Annotated in this window: 17 protein-coding genes; 8 read left to right on the plus strand and 9 right to left on the minus strand. The window is 73.0% G+C overall.

What is annotated here, in order from left to right:
- Window positions 1-66 precede the first annotated feature (66 nt).
- A complete protein-coding gene (locus ACFWA9_RS33015; RefSeq protein ID WP_352297808.1) occupies window positions 67-837 on the minus strand; it encodes an SDR family oxidoreductase in 771 nt (256 codons plus the stop codon).
- A 178-nt stretch (window positions 838-1,015) separates the two neighbouring features.
- Between ACFWA9_RS33015 and ACFWA9_RS33020 the strand changes: the two genes are divergently transcribed.
- Together ACFWA9_RS33020 and ACFWA9_RS33025 are read left to right on the plus strand one after the other, a co-directional pair.
- On the plus strand, window positions 1,016-1,441 hold the full coding sequence (locus tag ACFWA9_RS33020) for a MerR family transcriptional regulator (protein WP_329490125.1): 426 nt from the start codon (window positions 1,016-1,018) through the stop codon (window positions 1,439-1,441).
- Window positions 1,442-1,774, plus strand: coding sequence for a thioredoxin domain-containing protein (locus ACFWA9_RS33025; RefSeq protein ID WP_329490126.1), 333 nt, complete (start codon window positions 1,442-1,444; stop codon window positions 1,772-1,774). It begins immediately after the preceding gene.
- An 8-nt stretch (window positions 1,775-1,782) separates the two neighbouring features.
- Here ACFWA9_RS33025 and ACFWA9_RS33030 read toward each other — a convergent pair whose 3' ends face one another.
- The gene (locus ACFWA9_RS33030) at window positions 1,783-2,583 is read right to left on the minus strand and encodes an SURF1 family protein (protein ID WP_380392192.1); all 801 of its coding nucleotides are present in this window, start codon (window positions 2,581-2,583) and stop codon (window positions 1,783-1,785) included.
- Window positions 2,584-2,614: 31 nt separating this feature from the next.
- On the minus strand, window positions 2,615-3,610 hold the full coding sequence (locus ACFWA9_RS33035) for a DEDDh family exonuclease (RefSeq protein ID WP_380392195.1): 996 nt from the start codon (window positions 3,608-3,610) through the stop codon (window positions 2,615-2,617).
- 159 nt (window positions 3,611-3,769) lie between these two features.
- On the opposite strand from ACFWA9_RS33035, the gene ACFWA9_RS33040 reads away from it, so the two are divergent.
- The 4 genes from ACFWA9_RS33040 to moaA all read left to right on the plus strand — a co-directional run bounded on the left by ACFWA9_RS33040 (window position 3,770) and on the right by moaA (window position 8,112).
- Entirely contained in the window at window positions 3,770-4,813 is a 1,044-nt protein-coding gene (locus ACFWA9_RS33040) for a zinc-dependent alcohol dehydrogenase family protein (protein ID WP_329490129.1), read from the plus strand.
- A 250-nt stretch (window positions 4,814-5,063) separates the two neighbouring features.
- Window positions 5,064-5,420: a DUF485 domain-containing protein gene (locus ACFWA9_RS33045; protein WP_380392198.1), complete on the plus strand. Its 357-nt coding sequence runs from the start codon at window positions 5,064-5,066 to the stop codon at window positions 5,418-5,420.
- Window positions 5,417-7,027 carry a cation acetate symporter gene (locus ACFWA9_RS33050; protein ID WP_380392201.1) on the plus strand — a complete coding sequence of 537 codons (1,611 nt, stop codon included), beginning with the start codon at window positions 5,417-5,419 and terminating at the stop codon, window positions 7,025-7,027. The genes ACFWA9_RS33045 and ACFWA9_RS33050 overlap by 4 nt, the downstream gene beginning before the upstream one ends.
- Before the next feature lie 92 nt (window positions 7,028-7,119).
- Window positions 7,120-8,112: a GTP 3',8-cyclase MoaA gene (moaA, locus tag ACFWA9_RS33055; RefSeq protein WP_380392204.1), complete on the plus strand. Its 993-nt coding sequence runs from the start codon at window positions 7,120-7,122 to the stop codon at window positions 8,110-8,112.
- A gap of 47 nt (window positions 8,113-8,159) precedes the next feature.
- Here moaA and ACFWA9_RS33060 read toward each other — a convergent pair whose 3' ends face one another.
- The 6 genes from ACFWA9_RS33060 to ACFWA9_RS33085 form a co-directional block, all read right to left on the minus strand.
- Complete coding sequence (locus tag ACFWA9_RS33060; RefSeq protein ID WP_352297793.1) at window positions 8,160-8,417, minus strand: hypothetical protein; 258 nt, start codon at window positions 8,415-8,417, stop codon at window positions 8,160-8,162.
- Between the two features lie 264 nt (window positions 8,418-8,681).
- Window positions 8,682-9,065 (minus strand): DUF3099 domain-containing protein, encoded by a 384-nt coding sequence (locus tag ACFWA9_RS33065; protein WP_352297790.1) that lies wholly within the window; start codon window positions 9,063-9,065, stop codon window positions 8,682-8,684.
- A gap of 103 nt (window positions 9,066-9,168) precedes the next feature.
- Window positions 9,169-9,717, minus strand: a complete 549-nt coding sequence (locus tag ACFWA9_RS33070) for an RNA 2'-phosphotransferase (protein WP_352297787.1) — start codon at window positions 9,715-9,717, stop codon at window positions 9,169-9,171.
- A 28-nt stretch (window positions 9,718-9,745) separates the two neighbouring features.
- Window positions 9,746-11,143, minus strand: coding sequence for a metallopeptidase TldD-related protein (locus ACFWA9_RS33075; RefSeq protein WP_359804348.1), 1,398 nt, complete (start codon window positions 11,141-11,143; stop codon window positions 9,746-9,748).
- Entirely contained in the window at window positions 11,143-12,696 is a 1,554-nt protein-coding gene (locus ACFWA9_RS33080) for a TldD/PmbA family protein (protein ID WP_352297811.1), read from the minus strand. The genes ACFWA9_RS33075 and ACFWA9_RS33080 overlap by 1 nt, the downstream gene beginning before the upstream one ends.
- A gap of 147 nt (window positions 12,697-12,843) precedes the next feature.
- Complete coding sequence (locus ACFWA9_RS33085) at window positions 12,844-13,989, minus strand: MBL fold metallo-hydrolase (protein WP_329490137.1); 1,146 nt, start codon at window positions 13,987-13,989, stop codon at window positions 12,844-12,846.
- A gap of 341 nt (window positions 13,990-14,330) precedes the next feature.
- Here ACFWA9_RS33085 and fabG point away from each other — a divergent pair, with 341 nt between their 5' ends.
- Together fabG and fabI are read left to right on the plus strand one after the other, a co-directional pair.
- Window positions 14,331-15,050 carry a 3-oxoacyl-[acyl-carrier-protein] reductase gene (gene fabG, locus ACFWA9_RS33090; protein ID WP_380392210.1) on the plus strand — a complete coding sequence of 240 codons (720 nt, stop codon included), beginning with the start codon at window positions 14,331-14,333 and terminating at the stop codon, window positions 15,048-15,050.
- Window positions 15,051-15,052: 2 nt separating this feature from the next.
- Window positions 15,053-15,820 (plus strand): enoyl-ACP reductase FabI, encoded by a 768-nt coding sequence (gene fabI, locus ACFWA9_RS33095; RefSeq protein ID WP_329490139.1) that lies wholly within the window; start codon window positions 15,053-15,055, stop codon window positions 15,818-15,820.
- Window positions 15,821-15,861: the final 41 nt, after the last annotated feature.

Consider the following 15,861-nt stretch of genomic DNA (forward strand, 5'->3'; position numbering starts at 1 on the left):
GGCGCGGCGGCCGGCGCCGGCGTCCGCGGGTCGCCTAGCCGCCCGCGACCGGCTCCGGCGGGCGGCTCAGAGCCCGCGCAGGGCGCCGCCGTCGACCGGGATCATCACACCGGTCAGATAGGAGGCGGCGGGGGAGAGCACGAAGGCGGCGACCTTCCCGAACTCCGCCGGGGTGCCGTAGCGGCGGAGCGGGATGCCGGCGCTGTTGCGGGCCCGGGCGGCGGCGGGGTCGCCGCCGAGGGCGTCCAGTTCGCGGACCCGGTCGGTGTCGATCCTGGCCGGGAGCAGGCCGACCACCCGGATCCCGCGCGGGCCCAGCTCGTCGGCGAGCGACTTGGCGGCCATCGCCAGGCCCGGCCGCAGCCCGTTGGAGATGCCCAGGCCGGGGATCGGCTCGCGGACCGAACCGGAGAGCACGAAGCCGATCACACCGCCCTCGCCGAGCGCCTCGGCCGCGGCCCGGGCCAGCCGCAGGGCGCCGAGGAAGACCGATTCGAAGGCGCCGCGCCAGGCCTCCTCGGGGGCGGTGCTCACCGGGCCGGGCGGCGGGCCGCCGACGCTGATCAGCACGCCGTCCAGCCGGCCGAAGCGCTCCACGGCCGCGCCGAGCAGCCGCCCGGCGGTCTCCGGGTCCGCGTTGTCGGCGACCAGGCCGTGCGCCGCGCCGCTGCCGCCGAGGGCGTCGAGCTCGGCCACCGCCGCGTCGACGGACTCCTTGTTCCGCCCGCTGACCAGCACCCGGGCGCCGTCGGCGGCGAGCTCGCGGGCGGCCGCCAGGCCGAGGCCCCGGGTGGCGCCGGTGACCACGTACACCGTGTCCTTCAGTCCAAGATCCATGGTTCCCATCCTGCCGGGTCGGGGGAGCGGCGGGGTAGGGGGCACGGCGGCCGCCGCGGCCCGGGGCGGCGGCGAGTTTCGGCCGACTGCGTCCGGGAGCTGGCCTTGACGCCCGCGTCAAGGTCTACCGTCGTACCCGACGGCGTTCGAACGGCGGTCGGAAGGAACGGGTGCGGTCATGCGGATCGGTGAGCTGGCGGAGCGGGCGGGGACGACCACCCGGGCACTGCGGTACTACGAGCAGCTCGGGCTCTTACCCGCCCGACGGGCCGGCAACGGCTACCGCGCGTACGGCGAGGACGATCTGCGGCTGCTGAAGCAGATCCGCACGCTCCAGGACTTCGGTTTCGAACTGGAGGAGACCCGCCCGTTCGTCGAGTGCCTGCGGGCGGGCCACCCGGAGGGGGACTCCTGCCCGGCCTCGTTGGAGGTCTACCGGCGCAAGCTGGCCGAGCTGGACGAGTGCATCACCCGGCTCCAGGAGGTCCGTACGCAGGTGGCCGAGCAGTTCGCCCGGGCCGAGCAGGCCCGTGACGAGCTGGCGGCCGAGGCCGCCTGGCAGACGCCGCAGTGTGAGTTGGCAGTCGAGTGGGAGGAGCGGTAGATGGGGAAGATCGCTGGAGTGCCGGAGGTCACGGACGACACGTTCGCGACCGAGGTGCTGGGGGCCGAAGGGCCGGTCCTGGTGGAGTTCACGGCGGACTGGTGCCCGCCGTGCCGCCAGATGGTGCCGGTGCTGGCCGACATCGCGAAGGAGCAGGCGCACCGGCTCACGGTGGTCACCGTGGACGTGGACCACAATCCGCAGACCCAGGCCGCGTACGGGGTCCTGTCGATGCCGACGCTGATGGTCTTCCGGGGCGGTGAGCCGGTGAAGTCCATGGTCGGCGCCCGGGCCAAGGTGCGGCTGCTGCGCGAACTGGAGGACGTGCTGTAGCTCGCGGGCTACGCCGGCACGCTCTCCTGCTCCACCTCGGCCTCGGCGGCCTCCTTGGCGCGGTCCTTGGCCTCGCGGCGCACCATCACCCAGAAGCCGACCGGGATCATCGCCGTGAACAGCCACCACTGGACCGCGTACGCCATGTGCGGGCCGATGTCGGAGTGGTTGGGCTCGGGCAGCAGCTCGGGCTGGTCGGCCGGGGCCGGGGTGGTGGCGGTGAGCTCCAGGTAGCCGCCGAGCAGGGTGGCGCCGGTCTCGCCGGCCTGCTGCTCGGTGCTGATCAGGTTGAACTGCCGGTCCGGCAGGCCGGCCCGGTCCCGGATGCCGCTGCCGGCCGCGGTCTCGTCGGCGCGCAGGCGGCCGGTGAGGGTGACCTCCCCGCCCGGCGCGGCCGGCACCTGCGGGTACTCGGTGGCGGAGCCGCCGGACGCCACCCAGCCGCGGTTGACCAGGACGCTGCCCTTGCCGTCGGAGAGCCGGAGCGGGGTGACGACGAAGTAGCCGATCTTGTCCCCGCCGGAACCGGTCCGCTTGCGGACCACGAACTCGTGCGCCGGGTCGTACTCCCCGGTCGCCGTCACCGTCCGCCAGGTCAGGTCCTTGGGGACGGTGAAGCCGGGCGAGCCCGACAGCGTGTCGAACGGGACCGGCCGGCCGGTGAGTGCCTGGGCGATGAGCTCGTTGCGGGCCACGCGTGCCTCGTGGCGGTGCAGCTGCCAGAACCCCAGCCGGATGGTGGTGGGGATCAGCAGCAGGGCGATCAGCAGCGTGATCACCCAGCGCCGCGAGAGCAGAAAACGGTACACACGGGCACGGTACGCCCACCTCACAACCGGATCACGCACCGGGGTGCGGGGCGACCTCGCGCAGCAGATGCAGGAAGGCGTCCTCGCCGAGGACCGGCGTGCCGACCTCGCGGGCCTTGCGGGCCTTGCCGCTCCAGCCCCCGGGCTCGTTGGTGACCAGCAGGCTGGTGAGCCGGCTCACCGAGGAGGCGATGTGCAGGCCGGCCTCCACCGCGCGGTCCTCCAGCACCTCGCGGTCGGTCGCGGTGTCGCCGGTGAACGCCACCCGCATGCCCTGCACCAGCGGCTTGCCGTCCTCCCAGCGCCCCGGGTTCGGGTAGGGGCACGGCGGGCGCTTCCTGGCCTGCCGGTAGGAGGCGCCGGTCCAGGAGCCGCGGGCGGGGGAGGCGGGCTCCTCCACGCCGAGGTCGGTGACGGCCACACAGGTCTGCAGCGGCAGTGGGACGCCCCCCGAGCGGGCCAGGTGCAGGCTGGGCCGGAACGCCTCGGCCAGCACCCGGGCGTCGTCGAGGGCGTTGTGCGCCTGGCGCTGGCGGACGCCGAAGTACGCCGCGAGCGAGGCCAGCTTGCCGTTGGGCAGCGGCAGCCGCAGGTCGCGGGAGAGGACCATGGTGCAGAGCCGCTGGTCCACCGGGGCGCGCAGGCCGGCCCGGGAGAACTCGCGGGAGATCATGTTCCAGTCGAAGAGCGCGTTGTGGGCGACCATCACCCGGCCGCGCAGCCGCTCGGCGAACTCGTCGGCGATCTCCGGGAAGGTGGGCGCGCCCGCCAGCACGTCGTCGGTGAGGCCGTGGATCCAGACCGGGCCGGGATCGCGCCCGGGGTTGACCAGCGTGTACCAGTGGTCGGTGACCTCCCCGTCGGCGTCCAGCTGGTAGAGGCCGGCCGAGATGACGCGGTCCGAGCGGCCGAGCCCGGTGGTCTCGACGTCGACCACCGCGAAGCCCTCGTCGGGGGCGGCGGAGCGCTGGGCGGGGACGGGGACGGTCCGCGGCGCGCCGTTCGTCTCGGGCTGGATCGCATGCATGGTCAAACAGAATAAGCGCCGCCGCGACCGGGCTCGGCCGAAATGTTCGTACCGGTCGGCCGGAATAGAGTGGGACGCGTATTCGTCGTACACCCAGTCGAATATCCCCCGGCCGCACCACACCCCCACGCGGCCGTCTCTGCGAAGGACGAGTCCCCCATGCGCGCCACCGTGATCCACGGCCCGAACGACATCCGGATCGAGGAGGTGCCGGACCCGGTGATCCAACGCCCGACCGATGCCGTGGTGCGGGTGGTGAACGCCTGCATCTGCGGCAGCGACCTCTGGGCCTACCGGGGCGTGGCGGCGCGGACGGCCGGGCAGCGGATCGGGCACGAGTTCCTCGGCGTGGTCGAGGAGGTCGGCACCGAGGTCCGCGACGTGCGCCCGGGCGACTTCGTGGTCGCCCCGTTCGTCTGGTCGGACGGCACGTGTGATTTCTGTCGCGAGGGCCTGCAGACCTCCTGCCCGCACGGCGGCTTCTGGGGCGAGGTCGGCTCGGACGGCGGCCAGGGCGAGGCCGTGCGCGTGCCGTTCGCTGACGGCACCCTGGTGCGGCTGCCCGGCGAGGCGGCGGGCGACGAGAAGCTGCTGCCGAACCTGCTCGCCCTCTCCGACGTGATGGCCACCGGCCACCACGCGGCCGTCACGGCGGGCGTGCGCGCCGGTGCCACCGTCGCGGTGGTCGGCGACGGCGCGGTCGGCCTGTGCGGTGTCCTGGCGGCGCACCGGCTCGGCGCGGGCCGGATCATCGCGCTCGGCCGGCACACCGCCCGTACCGACCTGGCCCGGCGCTTCGGGGCGACGGACGTGGTCGCCGAGCGCGGCGAGGCGGCGATCGAGGCGGTCAAGGAGCTGACCGGGGGACAGGGCGCGCACGCCGTGCTGGAGGCCGTCGGTACCGAGGAGTCGATGCGGACCGCGATCTCGATCGCCCGGGACGGCGGCGCGGTCGGGTACGTCGGCGTCCCGCACGGCGGTAGCGCCGGCGTGGACATCGGCCAGATGTTCGGCCGAAACGTTTCGCTCAGGGGCGGAGTCGCGCCGGCCCGCGCGTACATCCCCGAGCTGCTGCCGGACGTCCTCTCCGGCGCCATCGAGCCCGGCCTGGTCTTCGACCGCACCGTCGACCTGGACGGTGTCCCGGACGGCTACCGGGCGATGGACGACCGCTCCGCGCTGAAGGTGCGGATCGCTTTCTGACGCATCGTCACCACAGGCTCCACGAAGGGCGGCACCGCACATCGGTGCCGCCCTTCCCGTTGTCGGGAAGTGATGGTTTTCGGCCAATTGACTAGCGCGAGCGGGTGAACGGATGGCTGGTCACGGACAACCCCTTTCGGAGCGGGCACGACCCTCCTAGCATTGCGCGGCGCGCATCCGGACTGTGACGCCCCTCACGTCCGATCGTTCCACTGGTGCGACCACTACGCCGAAGGAGTGAGGAGACAGCGTGGAATCGCCGCCGATCACCACTGCCCCTACCGAAGTCCAACTCATTGAAGAGCGCGAGGAGTTCCGCACCCTTCGAAGCTCGTTCCGGAGCTTCGCCTTCCCGGTCACCATCGGCTTCGTCCTCTGGTACCTGCTCTACGTCCTGCTCTCCAGCTACGCCCCCGGCCTCATGGGCACCAAGGTGGCCGGGCACGTCAACGTCGCCCTGGTGCTGGGGCTGCTGCAGTTCGTCACCACCTTCGCCATCGCGGCCTGGTACGCGCGCTACGCGGACCGGCGGCTCGACCCGCCCGCCGCCGCGATCCGCGAAGCCCAGGGCGCCGTGGTCCACGCTCCCCGGGAGGCCGCCGAATGACCCTGCTCGCCAGCTCCGCCACCGAGCACCGCGGTCTGACGATGACCCTGTTCGGGTTCTTCGTCCTGGCCACCCTCGGCATCACCGTCTGGGCCGGACGGCAGACCAAGGGCGCCGCCGACTTCTACGCCGGCGGCCGGAGCTTCACCGGGTTCCAGAACGGCCTGGCCATCTCCGGCGACTACATGTCCGCCGCGTCCTTCCTCGGCATCGCCGGCGCCATCGCGCTCTCCGGCTACGACGGCTTCCTCTACTCGATCGGCTTCCTGGTCGCCTGGCTGGTCGCCCTGCTGCTGGTCGCCGAACCGCTGCGCAACTCCGGCCGCTACACCATGGCCGACGTCCTGGCCTTCCGGATGAAGCAGCGCCCCGTCCGGACCGCCGCGGGCATCTCCACCATCGTGGTGTCGATCTTCTACCTGCTCGCCCAGATGGTCGGCGCCGGCACGCTGGTCGCCCTGCTGCTCGGCGTCAGCGGGGACGGCGCCAAGCGGCTGACCATCGTCGCGGTCGGCGCCCTGATGGTGATCTACGTGGTGATAGGGGGCATGAAGGGCACCACCTGGGTGCAGATCGTCAAGGCGGTGCTGCTGATCGCGGGCACCGCCCTGATGACCGTCCTGGTGCTGGCCAAGTACCACTTCAACCCCTCCGCGCTGCTCGGCGCCGCCGCCGACGCCAGCGGCAAGGGCGCCGCGTTCCTCGAACCGGGGCTGAAGTACGGGGTCAACGGGACGACCAAGCTCGACTTCCTCAGCCTCGGGATCGCGCTGGTGCTCGGCACCGCGGGCCTGCCGCACATCCTGGTCCGCTTCTACACCGTCCCCACCGCCAAGGCCGCCCGGAAGTCCGTGCTCTGGGCGATCGGCATCATCGGCGGCTTCTACCTGATGACCCTGGCGCTCGGCTTCGGCGCGGCCGCGCTGGTCGGCCCCAAGGCGATCAAGGCGGCCAACCCGGCCGGCAACACCGCCGCCCCGCAGCTCGCCGAGCAGCTCGGCGGCGGCCCGGGCACCACCGGTGGCGCGATCCTGCTCGCGGTGATCTCGGCGGTGGCCTTCGCCACCATCCTGGCCGTGGTGGCAGGCCTCACGCTGGCCTCCTCGGCCTCCTTCGCCCACGACCTCTACGCCAACGTCATCCGGCGCGGCAAGGCGTCCGAGAAGGAGGAGATCCTCTCGGCCAAGTGGGCCGCGGTCGCGATCGGCGCGGTCGCCATCGTGCTCAGCCTCTTCGCGGGGAAGCTCAACACCGCCGCCCTGGTCGCGCTGGCCTTCGCGGTGGCCGCCTCCGCCAACCTGCCCACGCTGCTCTACTCGCTGTTCTGGAAGCGCTTCACCACGACCGGCGCGGTCAGCTCGGTCTACGCCGGGCTGGTCAGCTCGGTGACGCTGGTGTTCTTCTCGCCGGTCGTCTCCGGCGGCAAGGCCTCGCTCTTCCCGGACGCCGACTTCCACTGGTTCCCGCTGGAGAACCCCGGCCTGGTCTCCATCCCGATCGGCTTCCTGGCCGGCTGGATCGGCACCCTGCTCTCCAAGGAGAAGGCCGACCCGGCGAAGTACGCTGAACTGGAGGTCCGCTCGCTGACCGGGCTGGGCGCCCACTGACGGGCGGGTGATGACTAAGCTGGCCCGGCCCCGCGGGAGCGGGGACCGGGCCGGCCGCACTCCCGGCCGCACACTCACGGGAAGGGACCGCCGTGCTGCTCGACACCTTCGGCCGGCAGGCCGTCGACCTGCGGGTCTCCCTCACCGACCGGTGCAACCTGCGCTGCACCTACTGCATGCCCGAGGAGGGCCTGCAGTGGCTGGCCAAGCCCGACCTGCTCACCGACGAGGAGATCGTCCGGCTGGTCGGCCTCGCCGTGCGCGAGCTCGGCGTCCGGGAGGTCCGGTTCACCGGGGGTGAGCCGCTGCTGCGCCCGGGGCTGGTCGGCATCGTCGCCGCCTGCTCCGCGCTCGAACCCCGCCCCGAGCTCTCGCTGACCACCAACGGCATCGGCCTCGCCCGGACCGCCGGGGCGCTGCGCGCCGCCGGGCTGGACCGGGTCAACGTCTCGCTCGACACCCTCGACCCGGACACCTTCCACACCCTCACCCGTCGCCGCCGCCACCAGGACGTGCTGGACGGGCTGAGCGCCGCCGTCGCCGCCGGGCTGACGCCGGTCAAGCTGAACGCCGTCCTGATGCGCGGGGTCAACGACCACGAGGCGCCCGAGCTGCTCGCCCGGTGCCTGGCGGAGGGCTACGAGCTGCGGTTCATCGAGCAGATGCCGCTGGACGCCCAGCACGGCTGGGACCGCTCGTCGATGGTGACCGCCGGGGAGATCCTGGAACGGCTCGCCACCCGGTTCACGCTGACCACCCCCGAGCCCTCGGACCGCCGCGGCGCGGCTCCGGCCGAGCGCTGGCTGGTGGACGGCGGCCCGGGCCGGGTCGGCGTGATCGCCTCGGTCACCCGGCCGTTCTGCCGCGCCTGCGACCGCACCCGGCTGACCGCCGACGGCCAGGTCCGCAACTGCCTGTTCGCGACCGGCGAGACGGACCTGCGGACGGCGCTGCGGTCGGGCGCCGGGGACGACGAGATCGCCGAGCTCTGGCGTGCGGCGATGTGGGGCAAGAAGGCCGGGGCCGGGATCGACGCCCCGGAGTTCCTGCAGCCCGAGCGGCCGATGTCCGCGATCGGCGGCTGACCGGCTCCGTACCGCCGGGCCCTGTCGCCGGGCCCTGTCGCCGGACGCTACGCGGACGGTTCGGCGGGGCCCGGCGCGTCCGGCGCGGTCCAGTCGGCGAGGGCGACGACCTCCTTGAGGAAGCCGCGCACGCCGAGGAACTGCGAGAGGTGCTCGCGGTGCTCCTCGCAGGCCGCCCAGGTCTTGCGGCGGTCGGGGGTGTGCAGCTTCGGGTTGTTCCAGACCAGCACCCACCGGGCGTCCGCCCGGCAGCCCTTGGCCGAGCAGACCGGTGCCTGCGTCTGCGGGGAGCCCGGGGATTCCATGGTGCCGTCCTCAGCGATAGCGGGTCATCTGCACCGCCAGTCTTTCACGCTCCCGGACGGCGACGGCGCGTCCGGGCATGGCGACGCCGGGCAGCCACGGGGGGAGCCGCCCGGCGTCGGTCCGTCGCTCCGACGGGGGATGCGGAGCGCGTACGCAGTATGTCACGGCAGGACCCCGGCATGGGGAGGTCTTGCATGATTAATCTGAGGTTCTTTTGAGCTTTCTGTCGAGGGAGTCGCTGGAAAACCCCCTAAAACGGACAGTCAGTTCGATGGCTGTGAAGAATCGGTGGGCACGCTCCGTGCCACACCGGCATCATGTGAAGCGCCGGCCCCACCGGTACCGCCGGGGCCGAGCATCAGTACGGTCTCCGGCGGTACGTCGAAGGTGCTCGGCAGCCCCGGCGCCCGCTCGCGGCCGGCGTTGGCGATCAGCACCGCGAAGTAGGGCAGCAGCACCGCGCCCGCGAGTGCGGCGAACGCGAGCACCCGCTGGACGTCCCACAGGACCACCGCGAGCAGCACGCAGACGGTGCGGAGCAGCATCGAGGCCACGTAGCGGCGCTGTCGGCCCCGGACGTCCTCGGTGAGGCTGCTGCGTGCCCCCGTGATCCGGTGGACCTGTCCACCGCCGGCGCTCTTGCCCATGTCCTACCGCCCTCGTCCACGCACCTGCCGTGCCTCGCAGCGCGGCCACTTCACGGTACGCCGCGCGGGGGCGGCCGACGAGACCGGGGGCGGACGCCGCGTCCTAATGGAGCAGGGAGAGGTACTCCGGGGGTACCGCGTCGGTCAGCCAGACGCCGTTGGCGCTGATCCGGAAGGCGTGACCGGCCGCCGCCATGGCGGCGGCGTCGACCGCCAGGACCACCGGCCGGCCGTGCCGGGAGCCGACCCGCAGCGCGGTGTCGGTGTCGGCCGAGAGGTGGACGTCCTGGCGGGCCATCGGCCGCAGGCCCTGGCGGAATATCGCGTCCAGGCTCCGGGAGGCGGTGCCGTGGAACAGCCGGGCCGGCGGCTCGGCGGCGGCCAGACCGAGGTCGACCGCCACCGTGTGCCCCTGGCTGGCGCGGATCGAGAGACCGTCGTCGGAGTAGGCGAAGCGGCGCTTGTTGTTGGTCGCCACCACGTGGTCCAGCTCGGACCTGGTCAGCCGGGTGCCGTTCGCCGCCAGCGCGGCGAGCAGCACGTCCACCCCGACCCAGCCGGCCTCGTCCAGCGTGATCCCGATCCGCTCGGGCTCGTGCCGCAGGACGCGGGACAGCGTCTTGCTGGTCCTGACCGTGCGCTTCTCGTCCATCTCTCCCGATCCCTCGCCCCCGAGCCGGCTAGGAGGCCTGGCTCACCGAACTCATGTTGAACCCCGCGACCCGCACCGGCGGCATCGCGGCCCGGGTGAACCAGTCGCCCCACTCACGCGGCAGGCAGCGCTCCGTCCGGCCCACCTCGGTGATCCGGCCGAGCAGGTCGACCGGCGACTCGTTGAACCTGAAGTTGTTCACCGCGCCGACCACCTGGCCGTTCTCCACCAGGTACACGCCGTCCCGGGTGAGGCCGGTGAGCAGCAGGTTCGCCGGGTCCACCTCGCGGATGTACCAGAGGCAGGTGACCAGCAGGCCGCGCTCGGTGCGGGCGATCATCTCGTCCAGGGTCGGCGCGCCCGCTCCGTCGGCCGTCTCCAGCACCAGGTTGTCCACCGCCGGGCGCAGTGCCAGGCCGGTGAGCCCGGCGGAGTGCCGGGTGGTGATCAGCTCGGCCAGCTCGCCGTCGCGGATCCACTCGGTGGCGGTGAGCTCCAGGCCGTTGTCGAAGACCGAGGAGTCCCCGCCGGTGGAGTGGGTCAGGACGAAGGGCGCCGCCTCCAGCCCCGGCTCGGCCGGGTCGGAGCGCAGCGTCAGCGGCAGGGCGGCCAGCTTGTCGCCCACCCTGGTGCCGCCGCCCGGCTTGGAGAAGACCGTCCGGCCCTCGGCGGCGTCCCGGCCGCCGGCGGACCAGCTGAGGTAGACCATCAGGTCGGCCACGGCCGAGGGTGGCAGCAGCGTCTCGTAGCGGCCGGCCGGCAGGTCGATCTTCCGGGCGCCCCAGGCCAGCCGCTTGGTCAGCTCGGTGTGCAGCGCGGCGACGTCCACGTCGGCGAAGTCCCGGGTGGCGGCGCCCGCCCAGGCGGAGCCGGACAGGTCGGCGGTCTTGGCGTTCAGCTCGACCGTGCCGGTCGGCTGGTCGTGGCGCAGCCGCAGGCCGGTGGAGGTGCCCAGGTAGCTGGAGACCACCTCGTGCCGGGCGAAGCCGTACAGCAGCTCGCCCTGGGCGGCGGCCCGGGCGAAGGCCTCGCCGAGGGCGGGCGCGAAGGCCGCGAAGACCTCGATCGAGGTCTCGGCCGGGGGCCCGGCGAAGTCGGGCGAGGACGGCCGGTCGGCCACCAGCGGCTGCGCGTCCTCGGCCGGACCGGCCGCCAGGGCAGCCTGCTCGGCGGCCCGCACCAGGCCCTCCACCTCGTCCGCGGTGACGGCCTCGCGGGAGACCACGCCGGAGGCGGTGCCCTCGGCGCCGGCCACGGTGGCGATCACGGTGAGCCGCCGGCCCCTGGTCACCCCGTTGGTGGTGAGCGCGTTGCCGGCCCAGCGCAGGTTGGCGGTCGACTCCTCGTCGGCGATCACCACGCAGCCGTCGGCGCGGGAGAGGCCGAGCGCCAGCTCGACGAGTTCGTGGGGCTGAATCGCGGTCATCAGTGACCCGCCTCCTGCTGGGTGTTGAGCACGTTGACGTTGCGGAACAGCGCCGAGGGGCAGCCGTGGCTGACCGCCGCGACCTGGCCGGGCTGGGCCTTGCCGCAGTTGAAGGCCCCGCCGAGCACGTAGGTCTGCGGGCCGCCGACGGCCGCCATCGAGCCCCAGAAGTCGGTGGTGGTGGCCTGGTAGGCGAAGTCCTTGACCTGGCCCGCGAGTTCGCCGTTGCGGATGGCGTAGGCGCGCTGACCGGTGAACTGGAAGTTGTAGCGCTGCATGTCGATCGACCAGGAGCGGTCGCCGACGATGTACAGGCCGTTCTCCACGCCGGCGAACAGGCCCTCGGTGTCGGGGCCGTCGGCGGCCGGCTGGAGCGAGACGTTGGCCATCCGCTGGACCGGGACGTGGGCGGGGGAGTCGGCGAAGGCGCAGCCGTTGGAGCGGTCGAAGCCCTTGAGCTCCGCCATGCCGCGGTCGAGCTGGTAGCCGACCAGGACACCGTCCTTGACGAGGTCCCAGGACTGCGTGGCGACGCCCTCGTCGTCGTAGCCGATGGTGGAGAGGCCGTGCTCGGCGGTGCGGTCGCCGGTGACGTGCATCAGCTCGGAGCCGTAGCGCAGCGAGCCCAGCTTGTCGAAGGTGGCGAAGGAGGTGCCGGCGTAGGCGGCCTCGTAGCCGAGCGCGCGGTCCAGCTCGGTGGCGTGGCCGATCGACTCGTGGATCGTCAGCCAGAGGTTGGACGGGTCGACGACCAGGTCGTAGCGGCCCGGCTCGACGCTCGGCGCCTTCATCTTCTCGGCCAGCAGGGCGGGCAGTTCGGCCAGCTCGGCGTCCCAGTCCCAGCCGGTGCCGCGCAGGTACTCGAAGCCGCGCCCGGCCGGCGGGGCCAGCGTGCGCATCGAGTCGAAGGCCCCGGTGCGCTCGTCCACCGAGGTGGCCTCCAGCGAGGGGTGCAGCCGGATCCGCTGCTGGGTGGTGACGGTGCCGGCGGTGTCGGCGTAGAACTTGTTCTCCTGCACCGTCAGCAGGCTGGCGCTGACGTGCGAGACGCCCTCGGCGCCGAGCAGGCGCGCGCTCCAGTCGGCGAGCAGCGCGGTCTTCTCCGCGTCCGGCACCTCGAAGGGGTTCAGCTCGTACGCGGAGACCCAGGTGGCGTCCGGGTAGACCGGCTCGTCCGCCAGCTCGACGCGCTCCTTCGCACCGGCCGCCCGGCTGATCCCGCCGGACAGCCGGGCCACCGCGACGGCCTGTTCGGCGACCCGCGCCGCCGCGGCCCCGGTGAGGTCGACCCCGGCGGCGAAGCCCCAGGCGCCGTCCAGCAGCACCCGGACGGCGAAGCCGAGCTGGACGCTGTCGGAGGTGCCGGCCGGCCGGGCGTCGCGCAGCCGCCAGGACGCGCTGCGGACCCGCTCCAGGCGGAAGTCGGCGTGTTCGGCGCCGAGTTCCCGGGCGCGGGTGAGTGCCGCGTCGGCCAGGGCGCGCAGCGGGTAGGCGAGGAACAGCGGGTCGACGGCGCGCCCGTGCGGGGCGCCGGAACTGCTGGTCGGGGACATCGGAGGCAAGCGGGCTCCCTGGTCGGGGGGGATGACGGTGCGGGTACTCCGAACCGGGTACCCGCACGGCATCATGTCCCGTTCAGGGGGTTTCGGCCAGCGCATTCGGGCGGTGACACGCGGCGGCCGCCGCCCCCGGGGATCCGGTCAGCCGACCGTCTCCCACCAGCCGTCCAGCTCCGGCGGGTTGTCGACGTCCACCCGCTCGCCGGGGCGCGGCACCGCGAGCGGGACGGCCTGCGCCTTGGCCTCGACCAGCAGCCGCTCGATCGGCTCGGCCCAGGGGTGCAGGCCCAGGTTGAAGGTGCACCAGTGGACGGGCACCAGCAGGCCGGCGTTCAGCTCGCGGTGGGCGAGGACGGCGTCCTCCGGCGTCATGTGGATGTCCGCCCAGGCCGTGTCGTAGGCGCCGATCTGCATCAGGGCGGCGTCGAACGGGCCGTGCTGCTCGCCGATCCGCGCGTAGCCCTCGAAGTAGCCGGAGTCCCCGGTGTAGAAGACCTTGCGGGTCGGCCCGGCGATCACCCAGGAGCCCCAGAGCGTGGTGTTGCGGGTCAGACCGCGCCCGGAGAAGTGGTGGGCGGAGGTGAGCGTGACGGCGAGTTCGCCGAGCGTGCAGGTCTCGTCCCAGTCCAGCTCGATGATCCGGTGCTCCGGGACGCCCCAGCGGCGCAGGTGGCCGCCGATGCCGAGCGGCACCGCGAACGGCGCGGACTGGCTGCGGACCAGCCGCTTGACCGTCGCCATGTCCAGGTGGTCGTAGTGGTCGTGCGAGATGAGCACCGCGTCGACCTGCGGCAGCTCCTCCAGCTCGACCGGCACCGGGTGCAGCCGCTTGGGGCCGACGTGCGCCGTGGGGGAGCAGCGCTCGCTCCAGACCGGGTCGAGCAGCACCCGGGTGCCCTCGATCTCGACCAGCGCGGAGGCGTGCCCGTACCAGGTGATCTCCACGCCCTCGGCGGCCTCGCGCGGTCCGCCGGCCGGGCGGACGGTGGGCACCGGGTGGGCCGGGACCCGGCCCTCGCGCTGGAACAGCATCCGGCGCACGGTGTCCCGGTCGATGTCCGGCGCGGACTTGGCCCGGGCCAGGGTGGACGGCGCGTTGTGGAAGACGCCGTCCCGGTACTGCGGGGAGTTGCGCACCCGGGCCTCCCGGGCGGCGTCCGGCCGCCGTCCGAAGGCCGCCGGCAGGTCGCGCAGCGACCAGGCGGCCGCTCCCGCGCCGGCCGCCAGGGCGGCCAGGGCCAGCAGTCGTCCCCGCCGGTGGGTGGTACCGGACTGTGCGTCGCTCATCCGTGCTCTGCCTTCACTCGTCGCCGTGGCCGCCGGGCCCCGCGCGCCGGGACCCGTCCGGGAACTTCGGTACGGCCGGCCCCGGTCGTCCCGCACCACGGGGGCAACGGGTGCGCCCCGTCGCGTTGTTCCCGGAAAACCGCCGCAGTGGACGCCACAAGGGTAGGCCGGGGCGGTCGGCGACCGGGGACGGGCGGGCTCCGGTACGGATTGTCGGATTGCGACAGTTCCTTCGGTGAGGCGCTGTGGGAGCCCGATTCGTCGCCGCCCGGGGCCGACCGATAGCGTCACACTGCGTGCTCATACCGACGTACGCGCACACTACGGAGAGAGGTGGATCGTTGAGCCGCTCGGTTCTCGTCACCGGAGGAAACCGGGGCATCGGCCTCGCGATCGCCCTGGCCTTCGCCGAGGCGGGCGACAAGGTCGCCATCACCAGCCGCTCGGGTGAGGTTCCCGCGGAGCTGGCCAAGTACGACGTGCTCGCGGTGCGCTGCGACATCACCGACAACGCGCAGGTCGACGCGGCGTTCACGGAGATCGAGGCCAAGCACGGCGGGGTCGAGGTGCTGGTCGCCAACGCGGGCATCACCCACGACACCCTGCTGCTGCGGATGTCCGAAGAGGACTTCACCTCCGTCGTGGACACCAACCTGACCGGGGCGTTCCGGGTGGTCAAGCGCGCCTCCAAGCTGATGATGCGCGCGCGCAGGGGCCGGGTCGTGCTGATCTCCTCGGTGGTCGGTCTCACCGGCTCCCCGGGCCAGGCCAACTACGCCGCCTCCAAGGCCGGCCTGGTCGGCTTCGCGCGCTCGCTGGCGCGTGAGCTCGGCCCGCGCAACATCACCGTCAACGTGGTCGCCCCCGGCTTCGTCGACACCGACATGACCGCAGTGCTCAGCGACGAGCGCCGCGCGGAGATCGTCTCGGGCGTGCCGCTGGGCCGCTACGCGGCGCCCGCCGAGGTCGCCAACACCGTGCGGTTCCTCGGTTCGGACGAGGCCGCGTACATCACCGGAGCCGTCATTCCCGTAGACGGCGGATTGGGCATGGGTCACTGAGCATGAGTGGAATCCTTGAGGGCAAGCGGATCCTGATCACCGGAGTGCTGATGGAGTCCTCCATCGCCTTCCACACCGCGAAGCTCGCGCAGGAGCAGGGCGCGGAGATCATCCTCACCGCCTTCCCCCGGCCCAGCCTCACCGAGCGCATCGCCAAGAAGCTGCCGAACCCGGTCAAGGTGCTGGAGCTGGACGTCTCCAGCGAGGAGCAGCTGGCCGGCATCGCCGACCAGGTCCGCGAGCACCTGCCGACCCTGGACGGCATCGTCCACTCGATCGGCTTCGCCCCGCAGGACGCCCTGGGCGGCAACTTCCTGAACACGCCGTGGGAGTCCGTGGCGACCGCCATGCACGTCTCGGCGTTCTCGCTGAAGTCGCTCACCACGGCGCTGCTGCCGCTGATGCAGGACGGCGGCTCGGTCGTCGGTCTGACCTTCGACGCCCAGTTCGCCTGGCCGAAGTACGACTGGATGGGCCCGGCCAAGGCCGCGCTGGAGGCCACCTCCCGCTACATGGCCCGTGAGCTCGGTGACCGCAACATCCGGGTCAACCTGGTCTCGGCCGGCCCGATCGGCTCGATGGCCGCCAAGTCCATCCCGGGCTTCGCGGACCTCGCCGCCACCTGGGACACCCGCTCCCCGCTGAAGTGGGACCTCTCCGACCCGGAGCCGGCCGGCCGCGGCGTCGTCGCCCTGCTCTCGGACTGGTTCCCGAAGACCACCGGCGAGATCGTCCACGTGGACGGCGGCCTGCACGCCATCGGCGCCTGACCGCTGCCCGCACCACCGCGGCCCGGCACCCCTCCTGGGGG

This window comes from Kitasatospora sp. NPDC059973 (genome assembly GCF_042737525.1).
Classification (GTDB): Bacteria; Actinomycetota; Actinomycetes; order Streptomycetales; family Streptomycetaceae; genus Kitasatospora.